This window comes from Arthrobacter sp. TJ-238 (assembly GCF_058269215.1).
The window spans coordinates 63,736-88,010 of the sequence record NZ_JBZCNH010000004.1 but is presented as its reverse complement, the minus strand read 5'-3'; the positions used below and the strand labels follow the sequence as shown (position 1 = coordinate 88,010).

The following is a 24,275-nucleotide window of genomic DNA, read 5'->3' as shown; positions in this document are numbered from 1 at the left end:
CGCTGCCGGGCCTCCCGCTAGGCTGGGGCCCATGACGGTTCTCGTGTTCCTCGACCCCGGCCACGACGACGGCAGGATCGCGGATGCCTCGCAGCCGCAGCTGATGATCACCGATCTCGGCGCCACGCGCGGCGACGGCGTGTTCGAGTCGATGCTCGCCGTCGACGGGACGCCCCGCAAGGAGCAGGCGCACCTGGCGCGGCTCGCGTCGTCGGCCGCGGCCCTCGACCTGGTGGTGCCGGAAGCGGACGCCTGGAGCCGTGCCATCCGGACCGCCCTCGGCGAGTTCGCGAGCGCCGAGCCGGACCTGGGCAGCGCCGTCGTGAAGCTCGTGGCCACCCGCGGCGTGGAGGGCGCGGGACGGTCGACGGCGTGGGTACAGGTGGCGCCCGTCCCGGCGGCCACGCTGGCGCAGCGCGAGGCGGGCGTGAGGGTCCTGTTCCTCGAGCGCGGGTACGACAGCACCGTGGCGCAGCGCGCACCGTGGCTGCTCATGGGCGCCAAGACGCTCTCCTACGCCGTCAACATGGCCGCGATCCGCCACGCGAAGGCGTCCGGCGCGGATGACGTCATCTTCACCTCATCCGACGGCAAGATCCTCGAGGGGCCCACGTCCACCGTGCTGCTCGCCTATGTGCGCGACGGGCGGAAGACGCTCGTCACGCCGCAGCTCGAGAGCGGCATCCTGGCCGGCACCTCGCAGGCCGCGCTGTTCACCGCGGCGAAGGAGCAGGGGTGGGACCTCGGGTACGGGCCGCTCGAACCGCACCACCTCCTCGACGCCGATGCCGTGTGGCTCATCTCGAGCATCCGGCTCCTCGTGCCCGTCCTCTCGCTCGACGGGCAGGAGATCCGCACCTCCTCGGCCCTGACCGAGGAACTGACCGCGCTCGTGGACCGATTCGTGTGAAGTCGGCCACACCCCGCCCCTGATCCCCCGGATTCCCGCGTCAAGCGGCGCAATATCCGTGATCCCGTTTTGACCGGACACTCCGTGCTGCCCTAGCGTTTTGCTCAAATCAAGAGTTCCAGCCATCGGCCCTGGCCGGCTGGACAGCAACCCTCTCCCGTAGTGGGGTGCTCCAGGTGAAGATTCGGCCGCCGGGTCCAGTCCCCCGGTTGGCAAGTACGGCGTCGTGCGGTCCTTCCCCGGTTTTCGGCCCGGTCCGACCGCCACAGCGCGCACAGCCCAGAACAGCGAGCGTGTCACCCAGCAGCCAGCAGTCCTCCCGCCGGCCTCCGGCGTCCCCAGCACCCCACCCAGCGCGCCCGTTCCCGGGCCCGCCACCACGAAGGACACCATGAACCTCTCCCGTAAGGTCCTCACCGCACTGACCGTGCCCCTGCTCGCCCTGACGGTCTCCTGCGGCAGCTCCAGCAGCAGCGAACCCACCGAGACCACCGACGCCCTGGCCGGCAGCGACCAGCAGTCGCTGGACAAGTACACCACCGAGACCACCACCCCGGTCGAGGAGATCGATCCGGCGGACCTCGGCCTGATCACCGACGGCACGCTGCGCGTCGGCACGCTCTCGGACGCCCCGCCGAACATCTTCCTGGAGGACGGCGTCTTCACCGGCTACGACAACGAACTGCTGCGCGCCATCGGCGACAAGCTGGGCCTCGAGGTGGAGTTCGCCTCCACGGACTTCTCGGCGCTCCTCGCCCAGGTGCAGAACAAGCAGTACGACGTCGGATCCTCCTCGATCTCCACGACCGAGGCCCGCCGGGAGAACGTCGGCTTCACCAACGGCTACGACTTCGGCTACATGGCCGTCGTCGCGAAGACCGACTCCTCCGTCACCGGCTTCGACTCCCTGTCCGAGAGCACGCGCGTCGGGGTGGTCCAGGGCACCGTCCAGGACGACTACGTCACCAACACCCTGGGCCTCGAGCCCGTGCGCTTCCCGGACTACAACACCGTCTACGCCAACGTGAAGAACGGGCAGGTGGACGCCTGGGTGGCACCGTCGCAGCAGGCCACCGGCCAGGTGAAGGAGGGCGACGACACCACGATCGCCGAGACGATCATCAACACCGAGAACTTCACCGCGTACGCCGTGAACAGCGAGAACCAGCCGCTCATCGACGCCCTGAACGCGGGTCTCGACGCCGTGATCGCCAACGGCACCTGGACCGAGCTCACAAAGGAGTGGTACCCGGACCGCGAGATGCCCACCGACTGGAAGCCCGGTAGCAAAGCCGTGGAAGTAAAGTAGCGGTCCCTGCATGGACGCCCTGGAACAACTCGGAAAAACCTTCTTCGACTGGGAGGCGATGGCCGCCGTCCTGCCGGACCTCCTGACCGTCGGCCTGCCGAACACGCTCATGCTCGCGCTGGCCTCGGGGATCATCGGGACGATCGTCGGCATGATCCTCGCGATCATGGGGATCTCCCGCAACCGGGTGCTCCGCTGGATCGCGCGCATCTACACGGACATCTTCCGCGGGCTCCCCGCCGTCGTGATCATCCTGCTCATCGGTCTGGGACTGGGTCCGATCCTCCGGGAGATCACGGGCAGTACCAGTCCGTACCCCCTGGGCATCCTCGCCCTCTCGCTGATCGCCTCTGCCTACATCGGCGAGATCTTCCGCTCCGGTATCCAGAGCGTGGAGAAGGGACAGCTGGAGGCCTCGCGCGCCCTGGGCTTCAGCTACAGCGCGTCCATGCAGCTCGTGGTGGTCCCCCAGGGCGTGCGGCGCGTGCTGCCCGCCCTGGTGAACCAGTTCATCTCGCTGATCAAGGAGTCCTCACTGGTCTACTTCATCGGCCTCGTAGCCAGTGAGCGTGAGCTCTTCCGGGTCGGCAACGACGCGGCGAGCAACACCGGCAACCTGTCACCGCTCATCGCGGCCGGGCTGTTGTACCTGTGCCTCACCATCCCACTGACGCACCTGGTCAACTACATCGACAACCGGCTCCGCGTGGGCAGGAAGCAGAAGCCCGAGCCGGACGAACTGGCCGCCAAGATCGGCGAAGGAGCGAAGGCGTGAAGATCCAGGAATCCGGCACCCTGACAGGGCGGGACCTGCACCTGTCCTTCGGCACCAACCACGTGCTGCGCGGCATCGACCTGCACGTGGACCAGGGCACGACGGCGTCCGTCATCGGCCCGTCCGGCTCCGGGAAGTCCACCCTGCTGCGGGTGCTGAACCGGCTGATCGAACCCGACCAGGGCGACATCCTCCTGGACGGCCGGTCCGTGCTCAAGGACAACCCGGACGAGCTGCGCCGGCGCATCGGCATGGTGTTCCAGCAGTTCAACCTCTTCCCGCACAAGACGGTGCTGGACAATGTCTCGCTGGCCCTCCGGAAGCTCCGGAGGATGTCCGCCGACGAGGCCCGGGACAAGGCCCTCGCGCAGCTGGACCTCGTGGGCCTGAAGCACAAGGCCGACGTCCGGCCCGGCAACCTCTCCGGCGGCCAGCAGCAGCGCGTCGCCATCGCCCGGGCTCTGGCCATGGACCCCGAGGTGATGTTCTTCGACGAGGCCACCTCGGCCCTGGACCCGGAACTCGTCAAGGGCGTCCTCGCGCTCATGGCGGACCTCGCGGCCGGGGGCATGACCATGGTGGTCGTCACCCACGAGATGGGCTTCTCGCGCAATGTCTCGGACACCGTGACGTTCATGGACGGCGGCGTGGTGGTCGAGACCGGACCGCCGGCCGCGATCTTCGACGACCCGCAGACGCCGCGCCTGAGGTCGTTCCTCTCGGACGTGCTCTAGCACTGCGTGAATTCCACCACGGGGGCCCGCTTCGGCGGGCCCCCGTTCGCGTCTGCCGCGAATCCCGCCCGGGACGCGGGCGCTCGAAGAGCCGCGGCCCGGGCCGTCCCGTCCACCCGGTCAGGAGAGCAGGAAGCTCCACGTCCCGGCCAGCACGGCCGCCGTCACCGCGCCCGCGGCGATGAGCAGCCCGACGACGGCGACGACGGCGTCGAGGCCCGAGAAGGTGCTCGTCCGGGCCCAGGTGCGGGTCCCGCCGCCGAAGCCGCGCGCCTCCATCGCCGTCGCGAGCCGGGTGGCCCGTCGGATGGCCTGCACGATCAGCCCGAAGGACTGCCCCAGCAGGTTCCTGGCGCGGGCGAGGAAGGAGCCGTCCGAGCCGATGCCGCGGGCGTGCCGCGCGAGGCCGAGGGTCTCCCACTGCTCCACGAGGAGGCCCACGAGCCGTAGCGCCGCCAGCCCGCCGAGGACGAAGCGGTGCGGCAGGTGCAGCTTCTGCGCGAGGGCGTCGGCGAGGTCCGTGGGGTCTGTGGTGAGGAGGATGAAGATGCCCGGCAGCGCCAGCCCCAGCCCCCTCAGCCCGACGGCGATGCCCGCGGCCACGGATCCCTCGGTGAACAGGAACGGCCCGACGTCGAGCAGGACCGGCCCGGTCTTCTCGGCGAGCAGGGCGGTTCCGTAGGCGCCGACCCCGGCGGCGACGAGGAGCGGCCAGATGCGCCGCGCGAGGCCTCCGACGCTGATGCCCAGCAGCGGCATGAGGGCGAGCTCGCAGGCGAGGACCACCGCGGCGCTCACCCAGTCGATGCTGGACAGGAGCGCCATCGTGATCACCGCGGCGGCGAAGAGCTTGGACACCGGGTTGGCCCGCAGGAGCGTCCTGCCCGTGAGGACCGGGGTCAGGTAGTCGCCGCTCATCGGGCCACCAGCCGTCCTGCCCCGCCGGAGATGTGGAGGGTCGCGCCACCGAGGGCGGCGATGAACTCGGCGTCGTGCGTCGCAGAGAGGACGGCCACGCCGTCGTCGACGAGTTCGCGCAGCAGGGTCACGAGTTCGGCCCAAGTCAGGGCGTCCTGGCCGAAGGTCGGCTCGTCGAGGATGAGGACGCGCGGGGCCGTGGCGAGCATCGTCGCGACGGACAGGCGCCGCTTCTCCCCACCGGAGAGCGTGAACGGGTTGGCCTTCAGCAGGTGGGTGAGGCGCAGCCGCTCGGCCACCGACCCGATGCGCGCCGGATCGACGACCCCGGCCTGCCGCGGGCCGAACGCGAGCTCGTCCGCGACCGTCGCGGTGAGGAACTGGTGCTCGGGTTCCTGGAAGACGGTCCCGATGCGCCGGACCAGCTCCGCCGACCGCCACCGGGACGGGTCGCTGCCGGCCGTTCCCGCCAGGGCCGGTGCGGCGGAGAGGTGCCCGGCGCGCGGGCGCAGCAGGCCCCCCAGCGTCAGGGCTGCCGTCGACTTCCCGGCACCGTTGGGTCCGGTGATGCTCAGGGCCCCCCCGGACCGCACCTGCAGATCCAGGCCGTCGACGGCAACCGGGCCGCGGCGGGTCCGGGCGACGCCCAGACCCTCCGCCGACAGGAGGGTCCCGCCCCCGGGCCCGGAGGGCATCGTCCCGCCCACGGCCGGTGGCCGCCCGGGCACCCACACGCCGGCCGAGGCGAGGCGGGCCCGGGTGTCCTCCTGCACCAGGACGGTGGCGGGCGGGCCGTCGGCGAGGACGCCGCCGTCGGCGTCGAGCACGATCACGCGGTCCACGACGTCCGCCCACACGGCCACGCGGTGCTCGACGACGACGAGCGTCGCACCCGTGCGCTCGAGGACGCGGACCACGGCGTCGCGCACCTCCAGGACGCCGTCGGGGTCGAGGTTCGCCGTGGGTTCGTCGAGCAGGAGCAGGCCGGGTTCCATCGCGAGGACCGAGGCGAGGGCGAGGCGCTGCTTCTGCCCGCCGGACAGCGCGGTGGTGGGGTGGTCGAGCGGGAGGTCGAGGCCGACGTCGTCGAGCGCCCGCCCCACGCGCTGCCAGATCTCCTCCCGCGGCACGGCGAGGTTCTCGGCGGCGAAGGCCACCTCGTCGCCCACCCGGGCGAGGACCACCTGCGTCTCGGGATCCTGCAGCACGAGCCCGGCCCTCCCCCGCACCGTGGCGGGGTGGGCGCCGTCGAGCAGCAGCTCGCCCTCCTGCTCGCCCTCGTCGTGGCTGCCGAGCAATCCTGCCAGCCCGTGCAGCACGGTGGACTTGCCCGCGCCGGAAGCACCCAGGAGCAGGACACGCTCGCCGGGCTGGAGCTCGAGGTCGAGATGGCGCGCGGCGAAGGCCCTGCGGCCCGCGTGGCGCCAGCCCCATCCGCGGGCGCGGACATGCACCGCACCCGGGGACGGTCCGCCGGCTGCGGTCACACGTCCGCCGTCCGGCCGGCGGCGAAGGCGGACAGCACGCCCGTCCTCGCGAGTCCCCGCATGGCCAGCCAGGACAGCAGGCCCGCGATGACGACGCCGGAGATCCCGGCGAACAGCACGTAGAGCAGCTGGAACTCGATGCTCCAGAGCGCGTTGTAGAGGATGTTCTCGCTGATCGCGAGCGCGAGTCCCGCTCCGAGGCCGGCGAGGAGCGCGACGGACAGGTTCCACTTCCGGTAGAGGAAGAGCAGGAACACGAGCTCCGCGCCCGCGCCCTGGATGGCCCCGGAGAGCAGGACGCTGAGCCCGAACTGCGTGCCGATGAGGGCCGAGACCGCCGCCGCGAGGGTCTCGCAGTAGATGGCCGCGCCGGGCTTGCGGATGATGAGCCCACCGAGCACGCCGGCGATGAGCCAGCCGCCCGTGTACAGGCCACCGAGCGGCGGGAAGCCTGCGGAGAGGATGCTGATGCCGGAGTAGCCGGCGGACCAGACGAAGAACAGCACGCCGACGGCGACGGCGATGACCGAGGCCACCACGATGTCGACGACGCGCCATTGCCTGGTGGGTGTCGGGGTGCCCGGTAGGGCTGTTGATGATGCCATGGGATTCCTCCTGGGATGCAGGAGGGGAGGGTGGCGGGCCTTCGCCGAAGCGACGTCCGTGCACCCTGAGAACTCGACTCCCTTCGCCGGTACTAGCCGGATCAGGTTCGAGGGTCTGCGGCGGTCCGCACTCTCAGCGCCCGCTCCGGCAGCATGCTGCGGATCGGCGCTCCCCTGTCGTTGTTGGTTGAGCGCTACCGATCCTACACCGGCGCTTCGCGCCGCCGTGCGCGGGTTCCGCCGGTCGTCCCGACCTGCCGCTCCCTGCGGAAGGGCGCGGAGCACGACTAGGCTAGGGCAAGGACTATTCGGACCAGAAGGAGAAACCATGACCCTGGTGTTCAAGTTGCTCGGCGTCGGCATGAGCGTCGGTGCGGGCTTCGTCGGGACGAAGCTCGTCGACTTCCTGTGGGAGAAGATCACGGGCGAGGCGCCCCCGAAGAGCAAGGACGGGCTCGAGAACACGCTGCGCTCCGCCCTGATGTTCGCCATCATCTCGGGTGCTGTGAGCACCACGATCCAGGTGCTCACCAACCGCTCCACGCAGAAGGCCATCGACCGGTTCTCGAAGACCCGCGACCTGACCTGATCCGCCGCGTGAAGGGGGGAGGGACACCCGCTCCGGGCATCCCTCCTCCCCTTCGTCGTCCTACTCCGCGCCCTCGATGTGCGGCCCGGGTGTCACCGCCTGCACGATGCGGTACAGGCTCATGGCGATCGCGGCCGCCGCACCGAAGGGCACGTCCCGGGTGGACGACTCGTAGGCCGCCGAGGCGAGAGCCTGCAGGCTCTCCTCCGCCGCGCGGAGGGTTGCGGCGTCGTCCTCCTCGACCGTCCAGAGGTCGAGGACATCACCCACGGCGGTGAAGGCCCGTTGGAGGGATGGCCGGACCGCCGCCGGGATGGGGTGCTCCCGGGACGTCCCATGGAGCCCGTCCTGCAGCATATTGGTGATGTTCAGCGTGTGGGCCGCGACGACCTCGAGGACCTCGACGTGCCGGTAGTCGCGCCGGACGTCGTGAGGGTGGAAGCGCCGCCGCACGTTGCCCTTGCGGCTCTCGTCCGCGTACTGCAGGGCGTTCCGCGCGTTCCGGGCGGACGCCGTGAGGTCGTCCCGCCGCTCCGACCAGCGCGGATCGTCCGCGTCCCAGCCCTCCTCCAGGGCCTCGCCCATCTCCTGCAGCTGCCGGGCGGCCGTCCTGCGGAGCCGGCTCATCTGGCCCACGGCGTCGTCCAGGTGGAGCGGCGGCAGGATCAGCGCGCTCACCGCGAGCCCCACGCCCACCCCCACCACCGTCTGGACGAAGTAGCCCAGCGAATAGCCGAGGTTGTCGTTGCCGATGATGAGGACGAACAGTCCGGCGGACGCGATCCCCGAGCCGCCGCCCGCCGTCCTCCTCAGGGCTCCCGCGAGCAGCACGCCCACCCCGACGACGAAGGCGATCGTCCCCCAGCTCGGATCTCCGGCCCAGACCGCGATGTGGGCCAGGACGATCCCGATGGTGAGGCCGATGACCGTCTGCAGCCCTGACTTCAGCGTTCCCGCGACCGTCGGATAGATCGCGAGCAGCGCACCGAGCGGCGCGTAGTAGGGGTACCGGGAGGCCTCCCCGGGGATGGCGAGCGCGATGGTCCAGGCGAGGGCGGCGGCGAGGGCGGCCTTCGCCGCGAGCAGGAGCTGCGGGCTGAGCACCGCGGACCGCAGGCGGTCCTTCAGGTCGTCGTCGAGGCGGGCGGCGAGGATGCCACGGCCGCCGGTGATCCTGTTCTTGGCCATCGGAGCAGTATCGCAGCCGCTCCTGACCGGACCCAACATGCCGGGGTCGCCATCACGGGTCGCCATCACGGGTCGCCATCATGGGTCGCCGTCACGGGGATGACCGGCGGCAGGCCCTTTCCCCCTCAGGGATGACGCGCCGAAGAGCGTACATCCCTACGCTTGACGGGTCGAGGGAAGGAGCAGGCATGCGATTCGTGCAGAGCAGGGCCCTCTGGTTTGTGGCCACCATGCTGGTGGTGACGCCGATCCTCGTCGCCGCCCATACCGAGACCGGCCGGGGGCTGCAGGCAGCCGTCCTCCTCAGCCTCGTGACGGCTGCCGCGATCGGGGGCCTCAACGCGGCCATCCTCGGCCGCCGCGAGCGCGGGCCGGCGCACGGCCAGGACGCACGAAGGACCGCCCCGAGCGGGACGGCCCTTCATCACGATCACCGGGACTAGGGGCCGGCCGTGCGCACGGCCCGTTCGCTGCGCACCAGGGCCCTGTGCTCCTCGATGCGGGCCTGCTGCAGGGGCGTCTTGCGGTTCAGGAACCACGCGGCGCCGAGCAGGCTGAACCACAGTGGGGCCACGAACAGCGCCAGGCGGGTCTCCTCCGCCTGGGCGAGGGCGACCAGCATGAACAGGAAGAACGCGAGGACCACGTACGGCATGAACGAGGAGCCCGGCATCCTGAACGACGACGCCTCGTGCAGTTCGGGCCTGCGACGGCGGAACGCCAGGTAGCTGAGGAGGATCATGGACCACACGAACATCGTCAGCACCGATGCAACCGACGTGACGATCGTGAAGGCGCCGATCACGGAGTCGCCCGAGTAGAGCAGGATCAGCCCGGCGAGCAGGAAGATGCAGGAGAACAGCAGGGCGTTCTGCGGCACCTTGCGAGAGCTGAGCTTGCCGAAGAACTTCGGTGCGTTGCCGTCCTGCGCCAGTCCGTAGACCATGCGCGACGTCGAGTAGATGCCGGAGTTGGCACTGGAGGCGGCCGAGGTCAGCACCACGAGGTTCACGACGACGGCGGCGATCCCGAGGCCCGCGAGGGTGAACATCCCGATGAACGGGCTGTTGGCCGCGTCGATGGTGCGCCACGGGTTGACGGCCATGATGACGGTGAGGGCGCCCACGTAGAAGAGCAGGATGCGGATGGGGATGGAGTTCACGGCGCGGGGCAGCGTCTTCTCGGGGTCCTTCGTCTCCGCGGCCGCGGTACCGACGAGTTCGATGCCGGCGAACGCGAAGATCGCGATCTGGAAGCCGAGGATGAAGCCGAAGAGGCCGTGCGGGAACATGCCGCCGTCGTTCCAGATGTTGGCGAGGTCCGCCACCTGGCCGCCCGGTGACTGGAAGCGCGTGGCGATCATGACGATGCCGGTGACGATCAGCGCGAGGATGGCGACCACCTTGATGATGGCGAACCAGAACTCCGCCTCGCCGAACGCCTTCACGGTCGGGAGGTTGAGGAGCACCAGCACCACGGGGGTGGCGAGTGCCGGGATCCACAGCGGGGTCCCGGGCGCGAGGATGTCCACGTAGCCCGAGATGGCCACGATGTCCGCGACGCCGGTGACCACCCAGAAGAACCAGTAGGACCAGCCCGTGAAGAACCCGGCCCAGGGGCCGAGCAGGTCTCCGGCGAAGTCGCTGAAGGACTTGTACTCGAGGTTGGAGAGCAGGAGCTCTCCCATGGCGCGCATGACGAAGAACAGCATGAAGCCGATGATCATGTACACGAAGATCACCGAGGGGCCGGCGAGCGAGATGGTCTTGCCGGAGCCCATGAAGAGGCCGGTGCCGATGGCCCCGCCGATGGCGAGCAGCTGGATGTGGCGGTTGCTCAGGGACCGGCTGAGGTGCGGTGACTGGTGCTGGTCACCGACGGCACGGGCCGCCGAGACCTGCACCGGGGAAGCGGATTCAGGCATGGGGGATGGATTCCTTCCGCGGTCGCAGGACCTGTGGTCGAACTGCGAGCGCGTGGTTGGAGCGATGAGGACAGACCTAAAACCCTGAACGGTGGCCGGGCGTGAGTCAAATCACGCGCCTCGACGCCTTCGTCCCGGCAAGCCCGGGCGGTCCTCTTCGAGGTCGGGCGCCTGGTACCTGCCCAGCACCTCGATGAACTCGTCGGCCCGGGCGAGTGTCTCGACCATCTTCGCCCGGCGCTCCTCCGCGCTGCTCCGGAACACTGCCAGGCGTGATCGCAGGTCCCGGACCGACTCCTCATCGTCCACGTCGTGCAGGGCATCCAGGATCACAAGAAGGTCCTTCATCTCCTCCAGCGTGAAGCCCAGGGGCTTCATCCGGCGGATGACCATCAGCCGCTCGAGGTCGTTCTCGGTGTAGACGCGGAAGCCACCGTCGGTGCGGGCCGTCGCAGGCAGGATGCCGACGTCGTCGTAGTGCCGGATGGTCCGTAGTGAGAGACCCGTGCGTTCGGCGAGTTCACCGATATGCATCGTCCGGGTGCGGGCGCCCTCCACCGCGCTCCCGGTGGCCCGGCCGGGAGCCACGGACGCCGCCGGCCGCCCCTGCACCTCCACCTGCGCGTCGCTCATCGCTGCCCCACCTCTCCCTGATCCTGTGCGCCCACAACTCAACCCTAACGTCAGGGTAGAGTGGTCATCGTACTGTGGATGACCACGGGTTCCTGCACGACGGCGCAGGGCCGGTTCCCCACGTCCAGCGGTGGCCTCTTCCCGCCCACGCCTGTCCCCGCACCCGTGACACACGAAGGACCCCTCCATGTCAGCAGCCGCGCCTACCGCGACACACGAACCCACGCCTGTCGAACGCCAGTCCGTCACCCGGACCCTGCGGAATCCGCGCCTGCTGAAGACGGAGGTCCTCGCGGGGCTCGTCGTCGCCCTCGCCCTGATCCCGGAGGCGATCGCGTTCTCGATCATCGCCGGCGTCGACCCGCGCCTGGGCCTGTTCGCCTCCTTCACCATGGCCGTGTCCATCGCGTTCCTCGGCGGCCGCCCGGCGATGATCTCCGCCGCGACCGGAGCCGTTGCCCTGGTCATCGCGCCGCTGGTGGCGAGCCATGGCGTGGACTACTTCATCGCCGCCGTCATCCTCGGCGGGATCTTCCAGGTGATCCTCGGCGTGACCGGCGTCGCACGGCTGATGAGGTTCATCCCCCGCTCGGTCATGGTGGGCTTCGTCAACGCCCTGGCGATCCTGATCTTCCTGTCCCAGGTGCCCGAACTGCTGGGCGTCCCGTGGCTGGTGTACCCGATGGTCGCCGTCGGGCTGCTCATCGTCTTCGGCCTCCCGCGTCTGACGACGGTGGTTCCCGCGCCGCTGGTGGCGATCGTCGTGCTCACCGTGTTCGCGGTCCTCGCCGACGTGCTGGTCCCGACCGTCGGCGACAAGGGCGAACTGCCCGAGAGCCTGCCGTCCCTGTTCTTCCCGAACGTGCCGCTGAACCTCGAGACCCTCCAGATCATCGCTCCGTTCGCGCTGGCGCTGGCCGCCGTCGGACTCCTCGAGTCCCTGATGACGGCGAAGCTCGTCGACGACATCACCGACACCCGCTCGAACAAGACCCGCGAGTCCTGGGGCCAGGGTGCGGCGAACATCATCACCGGCTTCTTCGGCGGCATGGGCGGTTGCGCGATGATCGGCCAGACGATGATCAACGTCAAGGCCTCCGGCGCCCGGACCCGCATCTCCACCTTCCTCGCCGGGATCTTCCTGCTCGTCCTCGTCGTCGCCCTCGGCGACATCGTCGCCCTGATCCCGATGGCGGCCCTCGTCGCCGTGATGATCTTCGTGTCCATCGCGACCTTCGACTGGCACAGCATCCGCCCCTCGACCCTGAAGCGGATGCCCAGGAGCGAGACCACCGTCATGCTCGCCACCGTGATCGTGACCGTCTGGACGCACAACCTGGCGATCGGCGTCGGCGTCGGCGTGCTGGTGGCCATGGTGGCCTTCGCCCGGCGGGTCGCGCACTTCGTCACCGTCGAGCGCACGGAGGACACCGTGGACGGCGACCGCCACGCCACCTACACCGTGAACGGCGAACTCTTCTTCGCGTCCTCGAACGATCTCTACACCCAGTTCGAGTACGCCACGGATCCTCACCGCGTCACCATCGACCTGCACGGCTCCCACCTGTGGGACGCCTCCACGATCGCGACCCTGGACGCCATCCAGGAGAAGTACCGGGCCCACGGCACCGAGGTGAGCATCGTGGGACTCAACGAGGCCTCCACCCTCATGCAGGAACGGCTCGGCGGGAAGCTCGGCGCCGGCCACTGATGCCCGGCACCGGCGGAGATCAGGGTGACGAGCCGCAGACGGTTCGGGTCGGCGATCGCCTTGACCTGCTTCGCGAGTTCCTCGGCCCGTTCGGTACTCATCGCGGGAGCACACAGCCGCTCTTCTCCAGCCCCTGCGTCCGCGCCATACTTGCCGCATGACGATCCTCAGTACCCAGGACATCCTCGACGCCGGGCTCGATGACTGGCGGAAACTGACGCAGGCACTGCACGCCCGGTTCCGGACCGGTGACTTCGCCACGGGACTCGCGCTCGTGACCGCCATCGGCGAGCTCGCGGAGGAGGCGGGCCACCACCCCGACGTGACGCTCACCTACCCGCACGTCGACGTGAAGCTCCTGAGCCACGACGCGTCCGGCGTCACGCGGCGCGACGTCGAGCTGGCCCGCCGCATCAGCGGAGCCGCCGCGGAGCGGGGCATCAGCGCCGATCCCGATGCGCCCACCGTCGTCGAACTCGCTCTCGACACCGCCGACGCGGCCGGCATCGGCCCCTTCTGGGCCGCCCTGCTGACCGGCGACGCCGGTGCTGTCGACGGGGACGACGTCGTCGACCCGACCGGCCGCGTGCCGCTGCTGTGGTTCCAGCACACCTACGCGCATGAGACGCCGCGACAGCGCTTCCACCTCGATGTATGGGTGCCCCACGATGCGGCGGAGGCGCGTATCGCCGCGGCCGTCGCAGCCGGCGGCACCGTGGTCGACGACGACGCCGCACCCTCCTTCACGGTGCTGGCGGACCCCGAGGGCAACCGGGCGTGCGTCTGCACCATCCTCGAACGCTGAACGGACCCGGGAGGCGGCATGACGGACGAGAGCGCGGCACCGGAGGACGTCGAGGTCCTCGTCGTGGGAGCGGGCCCCACGGGCCTGATGCTGGCGAACTGGCTGGTGAAGCTGGGGCGGCGCGTCGTCCTGATCGACGCCAAGGACGGACCGACGGTGGAGTCCCGGGCGCTCGGCGTGCACTCGCGGTCCATGGAGATATACGACCAGCTCGGCGTCGTCGACCGCGTGCTGGCCGAGGCCGTGCACGCCGAATCCGTCCGCCAGGGGTACGGGCGCCGCGCCTTCACGCCCATCCCGCTGTCGGGGCTCGGGCGGGGGCTCACCCCCTACCCTGGCATCTACATGCTGGAGCAGAGCGCCAACGAGCGGATCCTGGGCGACCACCTGCAGGTACTGCGAGGGTCCGTCCGATGGCGGCACCGGCTGAGCGCGCTCACCCGGACGGACGACGGCGTCCTCGCCGTCGTCGGCGGCCCGGACGGGCGGACGACGCTCAGCGCACGCTTCGCGGTCGGTTGCGACGGTGCGTCCTCCACCGTCCGCACCTTGAGCGGGACGGCCTTCGAGGGGACCACGAGCCGGCAGAGCTTCTACCTCGTGGACGCGGTGGGTGTCAGCGGACTCACGCCCGCGTCCGTCAACATCCGCCAGGGCGCCACGGAGTTCCTGCTCGCGTTCCCCATGCGTCCCGCCGAGGACGGCAGGAACGGGCAGCGCCTGATCGGCGTGGCGGGAGACGAGACCCCCGCGATCACCGAGGACGCCGCACGTCGGCGCCTGGCCGAGGTCTTCGGCGTCACGTACGAGGACTACCGCTGGTTCTCCACCTACCGCGTGCACCACCGCATCGCCGCGCACTTCCGCACGGGTTCCGTGTTCCTCGCCGGAGACGCCGCCCATGTCCATTCGCCGGTCGGTGCGCAGGGCATGAACACCGGCCTCCAGGACGCCCACAACCTCGCATTCAAGCTCGACGACGTCCTCGCCGGGCGCGCCCCCGAGTCGCTCCTCGATCGCTACGAAGCCGAGCGACGGCCCGTGGCCGTGCGCCTCCTGAAGACCACGGACACGGTGTTCCGAGGGCTCACGTCCGGCTCCAGGGCGGCGATCCTGATCCGCCGTTACGTGCCGCGGGTGGTGCTGCCCGTCGCCATGGCCGTGCTGCCGCGCCTGCCGGTCGGCCGCCGCCTGGCGGGGTACCTCGGCCAGCTCCGCATCCACTACCGGATGGACGGCGCGGGCGATGGGCGACGCCGGGACGCCGTCGTCGGACGCCGCCTGCCGTGGACCGGCGACAACTTCGAGGTACTCCGGGCGGCCGTTCCGCAACTGCACCTGTACGCCGCGGATGCCGGTACCGCGCGGGAGGCCGCGCTCGTGGCCGGTGAGCTCGGACTCCCCCTCCACACCTTCGCGACGACCGGCTCGACGCCGCTCCGGCCCGGCCTGCTGTACCTCGTGCGGCCCGACGGGTTCGTGGCAGGTTCAGCCTCTCCCGCGGACGCCATGACCGCGTTCCGGGCGGCGCCGGAACTCTCCCCCCAGGAAGGACGACCATGACCGAAGCCATCGACACCAGCGTTCCGCCCTCCGGCACCGGCTGCAGGGACTGCGACGATTCGGGCGGCTGGTGGGTGCACCTGCGCCGCTGCGCCGCGTGCGGCCAGGTAGGGTGCTGCGACAGTTCACCGGCCCGGCATGCCTCCGCACACGCCGCGGCGGCAGGGCATCCGGTGGCCGCGTCCTTCGAGCCGGGTGAGGACTGGTTCTGGGACTACGGCACGCAGCAGTTCGTCGACGGTCCCGCCCTGGCGGAGCCCACCAGCCGCCCGGAGGACCAGCCCGTACCCGGCCCGGCGGGGCGCGTGCCGGCCGGCTGGCGTCGCCTCATCCACTGATCCGACGCCGAGGGCTCCCTGCCGTCCGCGCCGACGCCGAGGGCTCCCTGCCGTCCGCGCCGACGCCGAGGGCTCCCTGCCGTCCGCGCCGACGCCGAGGGCTCCCTGCCGTCCGCTCCGACGCCGAGGGCTCCCTGCCGTCCGCGCCGACGCCGAGGGCTCCCTGCCGTCCGCGCCGACGCCGAGGGCTCCCTGCCGTCCGCGCCGACGTCGTGCTGTCCGCGCCTTCCGCAGCCCTGCCCTGGGTGTCGGAACGAGCCTGCGGGTCCGGTCACGGGATGACCACTGCCGGTGCCTTGACACTGCCGGACCGCCGGTATTAGCTGGGCCCACACGGATCGAGTCGACCCGGACGGAAGGTGTCTCAGCGAGTTCTCGTGGAGGCCGGCGGGCACCTTCGCGAGGACCTGCAGCGTTCGCACGGCTTCCGCTGCCGGGCCCGTCGTCGGCGGCCGGGCGGTCGCCACGACCGCTGCCGCAGTGGGAGTCGACGAGGCGATGGTGCCGGACAGTCACCCCATTGCCCGGACGGGCAGGAGCAGGTCATGGTCGTTCTGCACACGGTGATAGCCATCGTCGTCATCATCCTGCTCATCATCAGGGTCAAGGTGGACCCGGTGATCTCGCTGATGATCGGCTCGCTCTACCTCGGCCTCGCGACCGGCGTGGGCTTCACGGCGACCATCACGGCGATCGCCACCGGGTTCGGCGAGATCATGGGCGAGGTGGGCCTGCTCATCGGGTTCGGGGTGCTCATCGGAGCGATGCTCCATGCGATCGGCGCCTTCCAGAAGATGGTGACAAAACTCGTGAACGGCGTCGGTGCACGACGGCTCCCGTACGCGCTGACGGCCGCCATGTCGACGATCTTCCCGTCGATCTACGTCGACGTGCAGGTAGTGCTCGCCTCTCCCGTGGCACGCTCGAGCGGGCCCTTCATCGGCCGCACGGGTCTGCCGCACATGGCCGGGGCGCTCGGAACCGGGATCTTCGCCGGCTACGTCTTCGTGATCCCGGGACTGGCAGCGGTGTCCATCGCGGGCCTCCTGGACATCCCCCTGGGCGTCTGGCTGATCTATGGTCTGGTGCTCGGGCCGCTGACCGCCATCCTGACGACGCTGATCTTCCGAATCCTCCTGCGCGGCCGCTACTGGAAGGCGGCGAAGGATGAAGAGGTCGATGAGGCGATGGTCGAACTGGAGACCACCGAGCTGGTCGAGGCGGACAGGTCCACCCCTCCGTTGCTCGTGTGCCTGCTGCCCATCCTCGTGCCGCTGGTCATGATCGCCTTCGGCGCCTTCGCGGACCTGTTCGGATTCTCCAACGACTTCATCGCGTTCCTCGGGGACGCCAATCTCGCGCTCTTCGTCGGCCTGCTCGGTGCCTATGTGCTGTGCCGGCGCACGCTGGGCTCGAAGGGCACGGACACGGCCATGAGCGAGGGATTTCATACCACCGGCGAGATCCTGCTCATCACCGGCATCGGCGGCTCCCTCGGCGCCGTCATCGGGGAGACCGGCCTCGACACGATCCTGGCCGACCTCTTCACGGCCGACGCGAACGCGCCGGTCATCCTCAGCATCCTGCTCGCCTGGGTCATCGCCGCGGTACTGCACCTGGCCATCGGGTCGGTGTCGGTGGCGGCCATCACGGCCGCCGGGATCATCGGTCCGGTGGTCGGGTCGATCGACGTCCCGCCGATCGTCATCGGCCTCGCCATCGCCTCGGGCGCCATGTTCGCGCTCCAGGTCAACAGCAACTTCTTCTGGATGTTCAAGTCGCTGCTCGGACTGTCCACCCAGGGGACGTTCAAGACGCTGACGATGGTCACCTCGATCGCCTCCGTGGTCTCGCTGCCGCTGGTCATGGCGGTGGCGCTCTTCGCGTAGGGCTTGATCATCGAGGCCTACCTGCTACGCGGCGCCCTGGAGAGGCAGGACGCCGTCGAGGTGGGCGCGCAGGGCGCGCGGGCTGAAGGGCTTCGCCATGAAGTGGTCCGCGCCGGCGGCGAGGCACTGCTCCTCCGTGAGCTGGGGAGGCCGCGCGGAGATGGTGAGGATGTGCGCGTCCGAGCATGCCCGGAGCCGCGGGCACAGGTCCAGGCCGTCCATGTCCGGCAGGTTGAGATCCAGCGTGATGAGCTGCGGGCGGGCCGTCTCGACGAGACGCTGTCCCTCGGCGCCCGTGCCGGCCTCGTGCACCGTGAACTTCCGCCCCGACAGCACGATCACGAGCAGTCGGCGGATGTCGGCGTCGTCCTCGATGACCACCGCGCTGCGCTGCAGCATCTCCATCGCCGAACCCCACTCCAGTACCGTGCCTCGACCTGCCACCCTACCGTCCGGCCCCGGGAGGCACCGTGGCTACGGCGCGCCCGGGGGCGGCTTGACAGGCCGGCGACGGCACCGGCCCAGGTTGCCGAGGCCGTGGGAGCCCGGGGCCCTCGTCATCCTCTCCGGCTGTCGCCCTCCCGGCCCGTGCCGCCGGTCCGGTCGAGATGCGGCGGCCGGGACTCCACCGCCCGGGCGACGACGTCGTCGAGCTCGTCGAGGGTGAGCAGGTCGCGACGCACGTGGCGCGTGCGGTAGCCCGCGCGGCCCACCATGTGCGCCGAGACGGGACTGGTGAGCAGCTGGAACACCCAGCACAGCACGAGGACGGGCACCAGGATCCAGCTCTCGTTCTCCACGGCGAGCGCGAGCAGGAACAGCAGGAGCCCGAGGACCTGCGGCTTGGTGGCGGCGTGCATCCGGGAGAGCAGGTCGGGGAAGCTGACGAGGCCGATCCCCGCGGCGAGGGACATGAGGGCCCCGCCGATCAGGAGCGCCGAGACGACGACGTCGTTGACCATGGCGCTACTTCCTGTCCGTGACGAAGCGGGCCACGGTGACCGAACCGATGAACCCGACGAGCGAGATCGTCACGAGGAGGACCAGGTTGTCGAGGTGCCGGTTGACCACCATGTTGAGCACGAGTGCCGCCCCGATGATGGCCAGGACGACGTCGAGTGCCAGCACGCGGTCGAGGATCGATGGTCCGCGCACCGCACGGTACAGCGCCAGGGCAGCTGCCACAGTAAGTATTCCTCCGACGACATACGCGACGACGCTCATGGGCGTGCCCCCTCGGCGCGGAGCGCCGCGAGATCCCGCGCGCTGCCCATGACGCGGATGAGCCAGGCCTCCGTGGCCCGGACGTTGCGGCGGATGGCCTCGGCGTCTTCGGCGCTCCGCACATTGAGGCAGTGGAGGTACAGCGTGGAGGTGGAGCGGTCCACCTCGAGCACCAGTGATCCCGGGATGAGGGAGATGGCGTGGCCGGTGGCGGTGACGAGGAAGTCGGAGTGGCTGCGCAGGGCCACGGCCACGACGGCGTTCCGGAGCCTCGGCCCCCGGGTCACCGCGAGCCAGAAGACCTCGACGCTCGCGGTCACCAACTGGAGGAGGAACCGTCCGATGAACGGCACCAGCCAGAGCACGTTGAAGCGGCCCGTCAGTTCCACGGGCGGCAGGTAGAAGAAGTTGACGACGACGTAGGCGATGACGGCTCCGAACAGAAGGGTGCCCGGGCTGAAGTCCTGCCAGAGGGCGCCCCACACGAGCACGAGCCAGATGACGAGCGGGAGCTCGGTGATGAGGGGGATGTGCCGGCGGGTCATCCGTCGGCTCCCGGCCCGAGTACGGCCTCGATGTAGGGGGTGCGGTCGAGCATCTCCTGCGCCGCGTCGTCACTGAGGGCGAAGAGCGGGCCGGCGAGGACCGTGAGGGCGAGGCCGAGTGCCACGAGGCCGATGGTGGGGCCCGTCATGGTGCCGGGCAACAGGGTGACGGGATCCTTGCCGGCGAACTTCCCGGTGTCGTCGCCGGTCACGTGGCGCGACGTCCCCACACGGGAGCCGTCCGCCTTGCTGGCGAGCAGGATGGGGTCGGGGTCCTCGGCGTCGGCCGGGCTGCGCCAGAACGCGCGGTTCCAGACGCGTGCCATGACCAGGAGCGTGAGCAGGCTCGTGAGCACGCCTCCGGCCACCAGCACGTAGGCGAGCGGCGTCCCGAGCTCCACGCCGGCCTGGATGAGCCCGAGCTTGCCGAGGAACCCGGAAAAGGGCGGGATGCCCGCGAGGTTCATGGCCGGCAGGAAGAACAGGAGGCCGAGGAGCGGCGACAGCTTCGCGAGGCCGCCCAGCCGGTCCACGTTCGCCGTGCCACCCCGGCGCTCGATCAGCCCTGTCACGAGGAACAGGCTCGTCTGCACGGTGATGTGGTGCGCCACGTAGTAGACCGCAGCTCCGAGCCCGATCCGCGAGGAGATGGCCAGCCCGAACACCATGTACCCGATATGGCTGACGAGGGTGAAGGACAGCAGCCGCTTGATGTCGGACTGGGCGAGGGCGCCGAGGATCCCCACGACCATCGTCAGCAGCGCGACCACCATGAGGAGCGAGTTGATGCGGTCGCCGGGGAACAGCAGCGTCTCCACCCGCACCATCGCATACACGCCCACCTTGGTGAGCAGACCGGCGAACACCGCGGTGACGGGTGCCGGGGCCGTGGGGTAGGAGTCCGGGAGCCAGAAGGAGAGCGGGAAGACGGCGGCCTTGATGCCGAAGGCCACGAGCAGCATGAGATGCAGCACCAATTGCGTCGCCGGGTCCACGGACTCCAGTTTCACGGCGAGGTCGGCCATGGTGACCGTCCCGGTGGCGCCGTAGATCATGGCGATCGCGATGAGGAACAGCATCGAGGACACCACGCTCACGACGACGTACGTCACGCCCGCGCGGATGCGCGGCGCCGTGCCCCCCAGGGTCATGAGCACGTAGCTGGCGGTGAGGAGGATCTCGAAGCCTACGTAGAGGTTGAACAGGTCGCCGGTGAGGAAGGCGTTGGACACGCCCGCCACGAGGATCAGGTACGTGGGGTGGAAGATCGACACCGGGCCGTCCTCGTCGCCGTCGGCCATGCCCTGGCCCGCGGCGTAGATGAGCACCGCGAGGCTCACGGCGGACGAGACCACGAGCATGAGGGCCGAGAACTGGTCCACCACGAGCACGATCCCGAACGGCGGTTCCCAGCCGCCGAGCCGTACCGCGTGCGTCCCGGCGGACGGCGCCGCGAGGAGCATGACGACCTCGATGAGCAGGGTGACGCTGAGCGTCGTGATGCTGACGGCACGCTGCGCCCGCGAGTGGCGGATGAGCAGGAACGTCACGGCGGCGCCGAGGAACGGCAGGACGACGGCGAGCGGGGCGAGGTCGGCGGCGATCATCGGGCATCCCCCGGCCCGTCCGGGCGGGTCCCGCTGGGCACAGGCGTCCCGGCCGGGCCGGGAGTGGATCCGTCGTCGGAGAATTCGGTGGTGTCGGCGGCGATGTCGGCGTCGTCCTCGTAGTCGTAGCTGGGCTGGTCCGCGACGCGGCGGTCCTCGGGGTCGTCCTGGACGTCGTCCCGGCGACCGAGCACCCAGGACCGGTAGATGATGCCCAGCATGAACGCCGTGACGGCGAACGTGATGACGATCGCCGTGAGGATCAGTGCCTGCGGCAGGCTGTCGGTGTAGTCCTCGGCGGGGGTCCCGGAGACGTAGAGCGGGGACTTGCCCCCTCCCCCGCTCATGGCGAGCAGGAGGATGTTCGCGCCGTTGCCGAGGAGGATCAGCCCGAGCAGCACCCGGGTGAGGCTGCGCTCGAGCAGGAGGTAGATGCCGGCGGCGAAGAAGACGGCCATCAGCACGATCAGGGTGATGTCGACGGTCATGGCCGGATCCCCTCCGTGGCCGGCGGGACGAGGGCGTCCGCCCCCGCGTCCTCCTCGACGGGATCGTCCGCCTCGCTGCGCTCGTCGATCTCGGAGCCGAGACTCCGGAGGACGTCGAGGACCAGCCCGACGACGATGATGTACACGCCGATGTCGAAGACGGTCGACGTCACGAACTTCACGTCCCCGACCACGGGCAGCCAGAACTCCAGGATGTAGCTCTCGAGGATCGCACCGCCGACGAGGAGCGGCGCCGCAGCGGTCAGGGACACGATCGCGAGCCCGGCGCCGAGCAGGGTGCCGGCGCTCACGGGGCTCGCCTCGGCGAGTTCGAACCGGCCTCCCGCGAGGTAGCGGACGGCCAGGGCGATGCCGGCGGTGAGCCCTCCGGCGAACCCGCCACCGGGCAAGTTGTGCCCGGCGACGAGCAGGTAGAGGGACAGCATGATGATGGTGTGGAAGAGCAGCCGCGTGACGACCTCGAAGACGATCGACCGGCGCTCGGGGGCGAGGGTCCGCCCGGCGACGAGCCAGGGATCGCGCGGGACATTCGCGAAGCGGGCCGCGAGCGCGAGTGCTGCGCCCGATCGGCCGCGGGCGCCGAGGAGCTCCTGTCCCCTGTCCACCGACCCGTCCTCGACGCCGTCGGCCCGGCGCCGGTGGTCGCTGCGGCCCCGGATGAAGATGAGGCTGGCGACCCCGGTCGCGGCGAGGACCAGCACGGTGATCTCACCGAAGGTGTCCCACGCACGGATGTCGACGAGCAGCACGTTGACGGCGTTCGCGCCGCCACCCTCTTCGTAGGCCAGTTGCGGGTAGGCGAGCGAGATCGGGGCGGCGTTCCGGGAGGCCATCGCGGACATGGCGATGACGGCCATGATGCCGCCGAATGCTATGCCCAGCCCTGCGCGCAGCAGGCGGTGCCGGCTCTCGGCGCGGTTCCACAGCCTTGCGGGCAGCGACCGCAGGGCGAGCACGAAGGCCACGAGCACGATCGTCTCGACGAGCATCTGCGTGAGCGCGAGGTCGGGTGCCCCGTGCAGGGCGAACACCGCCGCCATGCCGTACCCGGTGATCCCGACCATGAGCACCGCCATGAAGCGCTTGTTCGAGCGCAGCGCCGCGACGATCCCCACGATGATGGCGGCCGCCACCACGACCTGCGCCGGGGACTGCGCGATCCGGAAGGCGGTGGGCAGCGGGGCGTCGAAGATGATGAGGGCGGTCAGCGGCGTGACGACGGCGGTGGTGAGGATGACGAAGAGGTAGAAGGCCAGGGATCCGCGCTGCGTCCGTCCCGTGATCCAGACCGCGACGTCGTCGAGCACACCGATCACCGACCGGTAGACCACTTCCGCCTCGCGTATCGACGGCAGGCGCGCCTGGAACCGCTCGAGGGGCCTGCGGAAGAGGTAGAGCGCCGCGCCGGCCGCCAGCGTGAGCCCCGAGAGCAGCAGCGGGAGCCCGAAGCCGTGCCAGAGGGCCAGGTGCGGGGCGGGGCCGTCCGACGCGAAGAGGGTGGCGTACGGCTGGACGACGCGATCGAGCGGTGCCGGCCAGAGACCGAACACCACCGAGGTGACGGCGAGCAGGGCGGGCGCCAGCACGAAGGACACGCGGACGCGCTTGAAGGTGGTCCGCGCCCTGCCGTGCTTGAGCGCGAAGGCGCCCCACACGAACCGGGCGCTGTAGGCGACGGTGAGGATCGATCCGAGCACCATGCCGCCGAGCAGAAGAGTCCCGGCGATCCCGCCCTCCGCCCGGTGCACGAGCGCCTCGAACACGGATTCCTTGGCCACGAACCCGAGCAGCGGCGGGACCCCGGCCATGGAGCCCGCGGCCACGAGGGCGACGGCGAAGAGCACGGGCGCGGTGGCTCCCACACCGGACAGGACGCGGAGGTCGCGGGTGCCGGACTGGTGGTCGATGATGCCGACCACCAGGAAGAGCGTCGCCTTGAAGAAACCGTGGGCGAGGAGCAGGCCCAGGCCGGCGACCGCGCCGTCCTGCCCGCCGAGCCCCACCACCATGATGAGGAAACCGAGCTGGCTCACCGTCCCGTACGCGAGCACGAGCTTGAGGTCGAACTGCCGCAGCGCCCGCCACCCGCCGAGCAGCATCGTCGTCATGCCGAGCACGAAGATCAGGGGGTACCAGAACGCCGTCTCGCTGAAGCCGGGGGCGAAGCGGGCCACGAGGAAGACGCCTGCCTTCACCATCGCCGCTGCGTGGAGGTACGCGCTGACCGGGGTCGGCGCCGCCATGGCCGCGGGCAGCCAGAAGTGGAACGGCACCAGCGCCGACTTCGTGACGGCTCCGACGAGCACCAGGGCGATCGCGACGTCCACGAGCGTCCCGCGCGCCACGAGGCCCTCGGCCTCCGCAAGGATCGCCGAGATGCGGTAGGTCCCCGCCTCCTGCCCCAGCAGCACCAGTCCCACGAGCATCGCGAGCCCACCGAAGGTCGTGATGATGAGGGCCTGCAGGGCGGACCGGCGGGCGGACAGCCGGTGCCGCGAGTAGCCGATGAGCAGGTACGAGAGGATCGTCGTCAGTTCCCAGAAGATGAACATCAGGATCAGGTCGTCCGCGATCACGAGACCGAACATCGCGGCCGCGAAGGCGAGGAGCTGCGCCCCGAAGGCGCCGACGTCGGGGTCGTCGTTCTTGAAGTACCGCGCGCAGTAGAAGAGCACGAGGGCACCGACACCGAGGATCAGGAGGCAGAGCACCGCAGCCAGCGCGTCGAGCCGGAAGGCGAGCTCGAGCTGCAAGCTGGGGATCCAGGGGATCACGAGCGACGGCGGGGCACCGGGCGCACCGGTCGGAGCGGCCTGGTCGGCCGCGAGGACGCCGGGCAACTCGACGAGGAGCCATACGAAGGCCGCCGCCGGCGCCGCGGCGAGGACGAAGAACGCGGACCTGCCGAACCGGGCGAAGAGAACGGGCGCTCCGAGTGCCAGCGCGAACATCGCGATCAGCACGGTGAGCATGGGAGTCTCGATCTTCCGCTGGGGGACGGTCGGGCTCCCC

General features: G+C 70.2%; 24 protein-coding genes and 2 riboswitches. Of the genes, 11 read left to right on the top strand and 13 right to left on the bottom strand.

The window, feature by feature from the left end:
- Positions 1-31: 31 nt before the first annotated feature.
- The 4 genes from AC4D2O_RS09300 (at position 32) to AC4D2O_RS09285 (ending at position 3,728) form a co-directional block, all read left to right on the top strand.
- On the top strand, positions 32-910 hold the full coding sequence (locus tag AC4D2O_RS09300; RefSeq protein ID WP_490906632.1) for an aminodeoxychorismate lyase: 879 nt from the start codon (positions 32-34) through the stop codon (positions 908-910).
- A gap of 107 nt (positions 911-1,017) precedes the next feature.
- A riboswitch (SAM riboswitch) is annotated at positions 1,018-1,135 on the top strand.
- A 166-nt stretch (positions 1,136-1,301) separates the two neighbouring features.
- Entirely contained in the window at positions 1,302-2,219 is a 918-nt protein-coding gene (locus tag AC4D2O_RS09295; RefSeq protein ID WP_490906630.1) for an ABC transporter substrate-binding protein, read from the top strand.
- Positions 2,220-2,229: 10 nt separating this feature from the next.
- Positions 2,230-2,994, top strand: coding sequence for an amino acid ABC transporter permease (locus AC4D2O_RS09290; RefSeq protein ID WP_490906628.1), 765 nt, complete (start codon positions 2,230-2,232; stop codon positions 2,992-2,994).
- Positions 2,991-3,728 (top strand): amino acid ABC transporter ATP-binding protein, encoded by a 738-nt coding sequence (locus tag AC4D2O_RS09285; protein WP_490906627.1) that lies wholly within the window; start codon positions 2,991-2,993, stop codon positions 3,726-3,728. Before AC4D2O_RS09290 ends, AC4D2O_RS09285 begins: the two co-directional genes overlap by 4 nt.
- A 120-nt stretch (positions 3,729-3,848) precedes the next feature.
- On the opposite strand, the gene AC4D2O_RS09280 is transcribed toward AC4D2O_RS09285, so the two are convergent.
- The 3 genes from AC4D2O_RS09280 to AC4D2O_RS09270 are packed head-to-tail and all read right to left on the bottom strand — an operon-like array spanning position 3,849 to position 6,738.
- Positions 3,849-4,646 carry an energy-coupling factor transporter transmembrane component T family protein gene (locus AC4D2O_RS09280; RefSeq protein ID WP_490906626.1) on the bottom strand — a complete coding sequence of 266 codons (798 nt, stop codon included), beginning with the start codon at positions 4,644-4,646 and terminating at the stop codon, positions 3,849-3,851.
- Positions 4,643-6,133: an ABC transporter ATP-binding protein gene (locus AC4D2O_RS09275; RefSeq protein ID WP_490906625.1), complete on the bottom strand. Its 1,491-nt coding sequence runs from the start codon at positions 6,131-6,133 to the stop codon at positions 4,643-4,645. The genes AC4D2O_RS09280 and AC4D2O_RS09275 overlap by 4 nt, the downstream gene beginning before the upstream one ends.
- Positions 6,130-6,738, bottom strand: coding sequence for an ECF transporter S component (locus AC4D2O_RS09270; protein WP_490906624.1), 609 nt, complete (start codon positions 6,736-6,738; stop codon positions 6,130-6,132). The genes AC4D2O_RS09275 and AC4D2O_RS09270 overlap by 4 nt, the downstream gene beginning before the upstream one ends.
- Before the next feature lie 61 nt (positions 6,739-6,799).
- Positions 6,800-6,924, bottom strand: a riboswitch (TPP riboswitch).
- Between the two features lie 142 nt (positions 6,925-7,066).
- Here AC4D2O_RS09270 and AC4D2O_RS09265 point away from each other — a divergent pair.
- Positions 7,067-7,327, top strand: coding sequence for a DUF4235 domain-containing protein (locus tag AC4D2O_RS09265; RefSeq protein WP_490906623.1), 261 nt, complete (start codon positions 7,067-7,069; stop codon positions 7,325-7,327).
- A 60-nt stretch (positions 7,328-7,387) separates the two neighbouring features.
- Here the strand turns inward: AC4D2O_RS09265 and AC4D2O_RS09260 are convergent, their stop codons facing one another.
- Positions 7,388-8,515, bottom strand: coding sequence for an FUSC family protein (locus tag AC4D2O_RS09260; RefSeq protein WP_490906622.1), 1,128 nt, complete (start codon positions 8,513-8,515; stop codon positions 7,388-7,390).
- A gap of 188 nt (positions 8,516-8,703) precedes the next feature.
- Between AC4D2O_RS09260 and AC4D2O_RS09255 the strand changes: the two genes are divergently transcribed.
- Positions 8,704-8,958 carry a hypothetical protein gene (locus AC4D2O_RS09255; protein ID WP_490906621.1) on the top strand — a complete coding sequence of 85 codons (255 nt, stop codon included), beginning with the start codon at positions 8,704-8,706 and terminating at the stop codon, positions 8,956-8,958.
- Here the strand turns inward: AC4D2O_RS09255 and AC4D2O_RS09250 are convergent.
- Together AC4D2O_RS09250 and AC4D2O_RS09245 are read right to left on the bottom strand one after the other, a co-directional pair.
- Entirely contained in the window at positions 8,955-10,439 is a 1,485-nt protein-coding gene (locus AC4D2O_RS09250) for an amino acid permease (RefSeq protein ID WP_490906620.1), read from the bottom strand. The genes AC4D2O_RS09255 and AC4D2O_RS09250 overlap by 4 nt on opposite strands.
- A 111-nt stretch (positions 10,440-10,550) precedes the next feature.
- A complete protein-coding gene (locus tag AC4D2O_RS09245; RefSeq protein WP_490906619.1) occupies positions 10,551-11,072 on the bottom strand; it encodes a MerR family transcriptional regulator in 522 nt (173 codons plus the stop codon).
- 187 nt (positions 11,073-11,259) lie between these two features.
- Here AC4D2O_RS09245 and AC4D2O_RS09240 point away from each other — a divergent pair, with 187 nt between their 5' ends.
- The 5 genes from AC4D2O_RS09240 to AC4D2O_RS09220 all read left to right on the top strand — a co-directional run bounded on the left by AC4D2O_RS09240 (position 11,260) and on the right by AC4D2O_RS09220 (position 17,378).
- Entirely contained in the window at positions 11,260-12,783 is a 1,524-nt protein-coding gene (locus AC4D2O_RS09240) for a SulP family inorganic anion transporter (protein WP_490906618.1), read from the top strand.
- 157 nt (positions 12,784-12,940) lie between these two features.
- Positions 12,941-13,588: a 4a-hydroxytetrahydrobiopterin dehydratase gene (locus AC4D2O_RS09235; RefSeq protein ID WP_490906617.1), complete on the top strand. Its 648-nt coding sequence runs from the start codon at positions 12,941-12,943 to the stop codon at positions 13,586-13,588.
- 18 nt (positions 13,589-13,606) lie between these two features.
- The gene (locus tag AC4D2O_RS09230; protein ID WP_490906615.1) at positions 13,607-15,151 is read left to right on the top strand and encodes an FAD-dependent monooxygenase; all 1,545 of its coding nucleotides are present in this window, start codon (positions 13,607-13,609) and stop codon (positions 15,149-15,151) included.
- Entirely contained in the window at positions 15,148-15,489 is a 342-nt protein-coding gene (locus AC4D2O_RS09225; RefSeq protein ID WP_490906613.1) for a UBP-type zinc finger domain-containing protein, read from the top strand. Before AC4D2O_RS09230 ends, AC4D2O_RS09225 begins: the two co-directional genes overlap by 4 nt.
- A gap of 545 nt (positions 15,490-16,034) precedes the next feature.
- Positions 16,035-17,378 carry a GntP family permease gene (locus tag AC4D2O_RS09220; protein WP_490906611.1) on the top strand — a complete coding sequence of 448 codons (1,344 nt, stop codon included), beginning with the start codon at positions 16,035-16,037 and terminating at the stop codon, positions 17,376-17,378.
- A 24-nt stretch (positions 17,379-17,402) separates the two neighbouring features.
- Here the strand turns inward: AC4D2O_RS09220 and AC4D2O_RS09215 are convergent, their stop codons facing one another.
- From AC4D2O_RS09215 to AC4D2O_RS09185, 7 genes are all read right to left on the bottom strand, one after another.
- Complete coding sequence (locus AC4D2O_RS09215; protein ID WP_490906609.1) at positions 17,403-17,783, bottom strand: response regulator transcription factor; 381 nt, start codon at positions 17,781-17,783, stop codon at positions 17,403-17,405.
- A gap of 152 nt (positions 17,784-17,935) precedes the next feature.
- Complete coding sequence (gene mnhG / locus AC4D2O_RS09210; protein WP_490906608.1) at positions 17,936-18,340, bottom strand: monovalent cation/H(+) antiporter subunit G; 405 nt, start codon at positions 18,338-18,340, stop codon at positions 17,936-17,938.
- A gap of 4 nt (positions 18,341-18,344) precedes the next feature.
- Positions 18,345-18,602, bottom strand: coding sequence for an MrpF/PhaF family protein (locus tag AC4D2O_RS09205; RefSeq protein WP_490906607.1), 258 nt, complete (start codon positions 18,600-18,602; stop codon positions 18,345-18,347).
- Positions 18,599-19,147 (bottom strand): Na+/H+ antiporter subunit E, encoded by a 549-nt coding sequence (locus AC4D2O_RS09200; RefSeq protein ID WP_490906606.1) that lies wholly within the window; start codon positions 19,145-19,147, stop codon positions 18,599-18,601. Before AC4D2O_RS09200 ends, AC4D2O_RS09205 begins: the two co-directional genes overlap by 4 nt.
- Positions 19,144-20,754 (bottom strand): Na+/H+ antiporter subunit D, encoded by a 1,611-nt coding sequence (locus tag AC4D2O_RS09195; protein ID WP_490906605.1) that lies wholly within the window; start codon positions 20,752-20,754, stop codon positions 19,144-19,146. The genes AC4D2O_RS09200 and AC4D2O_RS09195 overlap by 4 nt, the downstream gene beginning before the upstream one ends.
- Entirely contained in the window at positions 20,751-21,242 is a 492-nt protein-coding gene (locus tag AC4D2O_RS09190) for a Na(+)/H(+) antiporter subunit C (protein ID WP_490906603.1), read from the bottom strand. The genes AC4D2O_RS09195 and AC4D2O_RS09190 overlap by 4 nt, the downstream gene beginning before the upstream one ends.
- Positions 21,239-24,235, bottom strand: coding sequence for a Na+/H+ antiporter subunit A (locus AC4D2O_RS09185; RefSeq protein WP_490906602.1), 2,997 nt, complete (start codon positions 24,233-24,235; stop codon positions 21,239-21,241). Before AC4D2O_RS09185 ends, AC4D2O_RS09190 begins: the two co-directional genes overlap by 4 nt.
- Between the last annotated feature and the right edge of the window lie 40 nt (positions 24,236-24,275).

Excerpts from the sequence above, each read along its gene's own strand:
- AC4D2O_RS09260 (WP_490906622.1), bottom strand. The coding sequence starts at position 8,515 with ATGGCCAAGAACAGGATCACCGGCGGCCGTGGCATCCTCGCCGCCCGC.
- AC4D2O_RS09290 (WP_490906628.1), top strand. The coding sequence starts at position 2,230 with ATGGACGCCCTGGAACAACTCGGAAAAACCTTCTTCGACTGGGAGGCG.
- AC4D2O_RS09245 (WP_490906619.1), bottom strand. The coding sequence starts at position 11,072 with ATGAGCGACGCGCAGGTGGAGGTGCAGGGGCGGCCGGCGGCGTCCGTG.
- mnhG (WP_490906608.1), bottom strand. The coding sequence starts at position 18,340 with ATGGTCAACGACGTCGTCGTCTCGGCGCTCCTGATCGGCGGGGCCCTC.
- AC4D2O_RS09300 (WP_490906632.1), top strand. The coding sequence starts at position 32 with ATGACGGTTCTCGTGTTCCTCGACCCCGGCCACGACGACGGCAGGATC.
- AC4D2O_RS09250 (WP_490906620.1), bottom strand. The coding sequence starts at position 10,439 with ATGCCTGAATCCGCTTCCCCGGTGCAGGTCTCGGCGGCCCGTGCCGTC.
- AC4D2O_RS09215 (WP_490906609.1), bottom strand. The coding sequence starts at position 17,783 with ATGGAGATGCTGCAGCGCAGCGCGGTGGTCATCGAGGACGACGCCGAC.
- AC4D2O_RS09295 (WP_490906630.1), top strand. The coding sequence starts at position 1,302 with ATGAACCTCTCCCGTAAGGTCCTCACCGCACTGACCGTGCCCCTGCTC.
- AC4D2O_RS09255 (WP_490906621.1), top strand. The coding sequence starts at position 8,704 with ATGCGATTCGTGCAGAGCAGGGCCCTCTGGTTTGTGGCCACCATGCTG.
- AC4D2O_RS09265 (WP_490906623.1), top strand. The coding sequence starts at position 7,067 with ATGACCCTGGTGTTCAAGTTGCTCGGCGTCGGCATGAGCGTCGGTGCG.
- AC4D2O_RS09280 (WP_490906626.1), bottom strand. The coding sequence starts at position 4,646 with ATGAGCGGCGACTACCTGACCCCGGTCCTCACGGGCAGGACGCTCCTG.
- AC4D2O_RS09220 (WP_490906611.1), top strand. The coding sequence starts at position 16,035 with ATGGTCGTTCTGCACACGGTGATAGCCATCGTCGTCATCATCCTGCTC.
- AC4D2O_RS09230 (WP_490906615.1), top strand. The coding sequence starts at position 13,607 with ATGACGGACGAGAGCGCGGCACCGGAGGACGTCGAGGTCCTCGTCGTG.
- AC4D2O_RS09195 (WP_490906605.1), bottom strand. The coding sequence starts at position 20,754 with ATGATCGCCGCCGACCTCGCCCCGCTCGCCGTCGTCCTGCCGTTCCTC.
- AC4D2O_RS09225 (WP_490906613.1), top strand. The coding sequence starts at position 15,148 with ATGACCGAAGCCATCGACACCAGCGTTCCGCCCTCCGGCACCGGCTGC.
- AC4D2O_RS09235 (WP_490906617.1), top strand. The coding sequence starts at position 12,941 with ATGACGATCCTCAGTACCCAGGACATCCTCGACGCCGGGCTCGATGAC.
- AC4D2O_RS09270 (WP_490906624.1), bottom strand. The coding sequence starts at position 6,738 with ATGGCATCATCAACAGCCCTACCGGGCACCCCGACACCCACCAGGCAA.
- AC4D2O_RS09205 (WP_490906607.1), bottom strand. The coding sequence starts at position 18,602 with ATGAGCGTCGTCGCGTATGTCGTCGGAGGAATACTTACTGTGGCAGCT.
- AC4D2O_RS09240 (WP_490906618.1), top strand. The coding sequence starts at position 11,260 with ATGTCAGCAGCCGCGCCTACCGCGACACACGAACCCACGCCTGTCGAA.
- AC4D2O_RS09190 (WP_490906603.1), bottom strand. The coding sequence starts at position 21,242 with ATGACCGTCGACATCACCCTGATCGTGCTGATGGCCGTCTTCTTCGCC.
- AC4D2O_RS09200 (WP_490906606.1), bottom strand. The coding sequence starts at position 19,147 with ATGACCCGCCGGCACATCCCCCTCATCACCGAGCTCCCGCTCGTCATC.
- AC4D2O_RS09185 (WP_490906602.1), bottom strand. The coding sequence starts at position 24,235 with ATGCTCACCGTGCTGATCGCGATGTTCGCGCTGGCACTCGGAGCGCCC.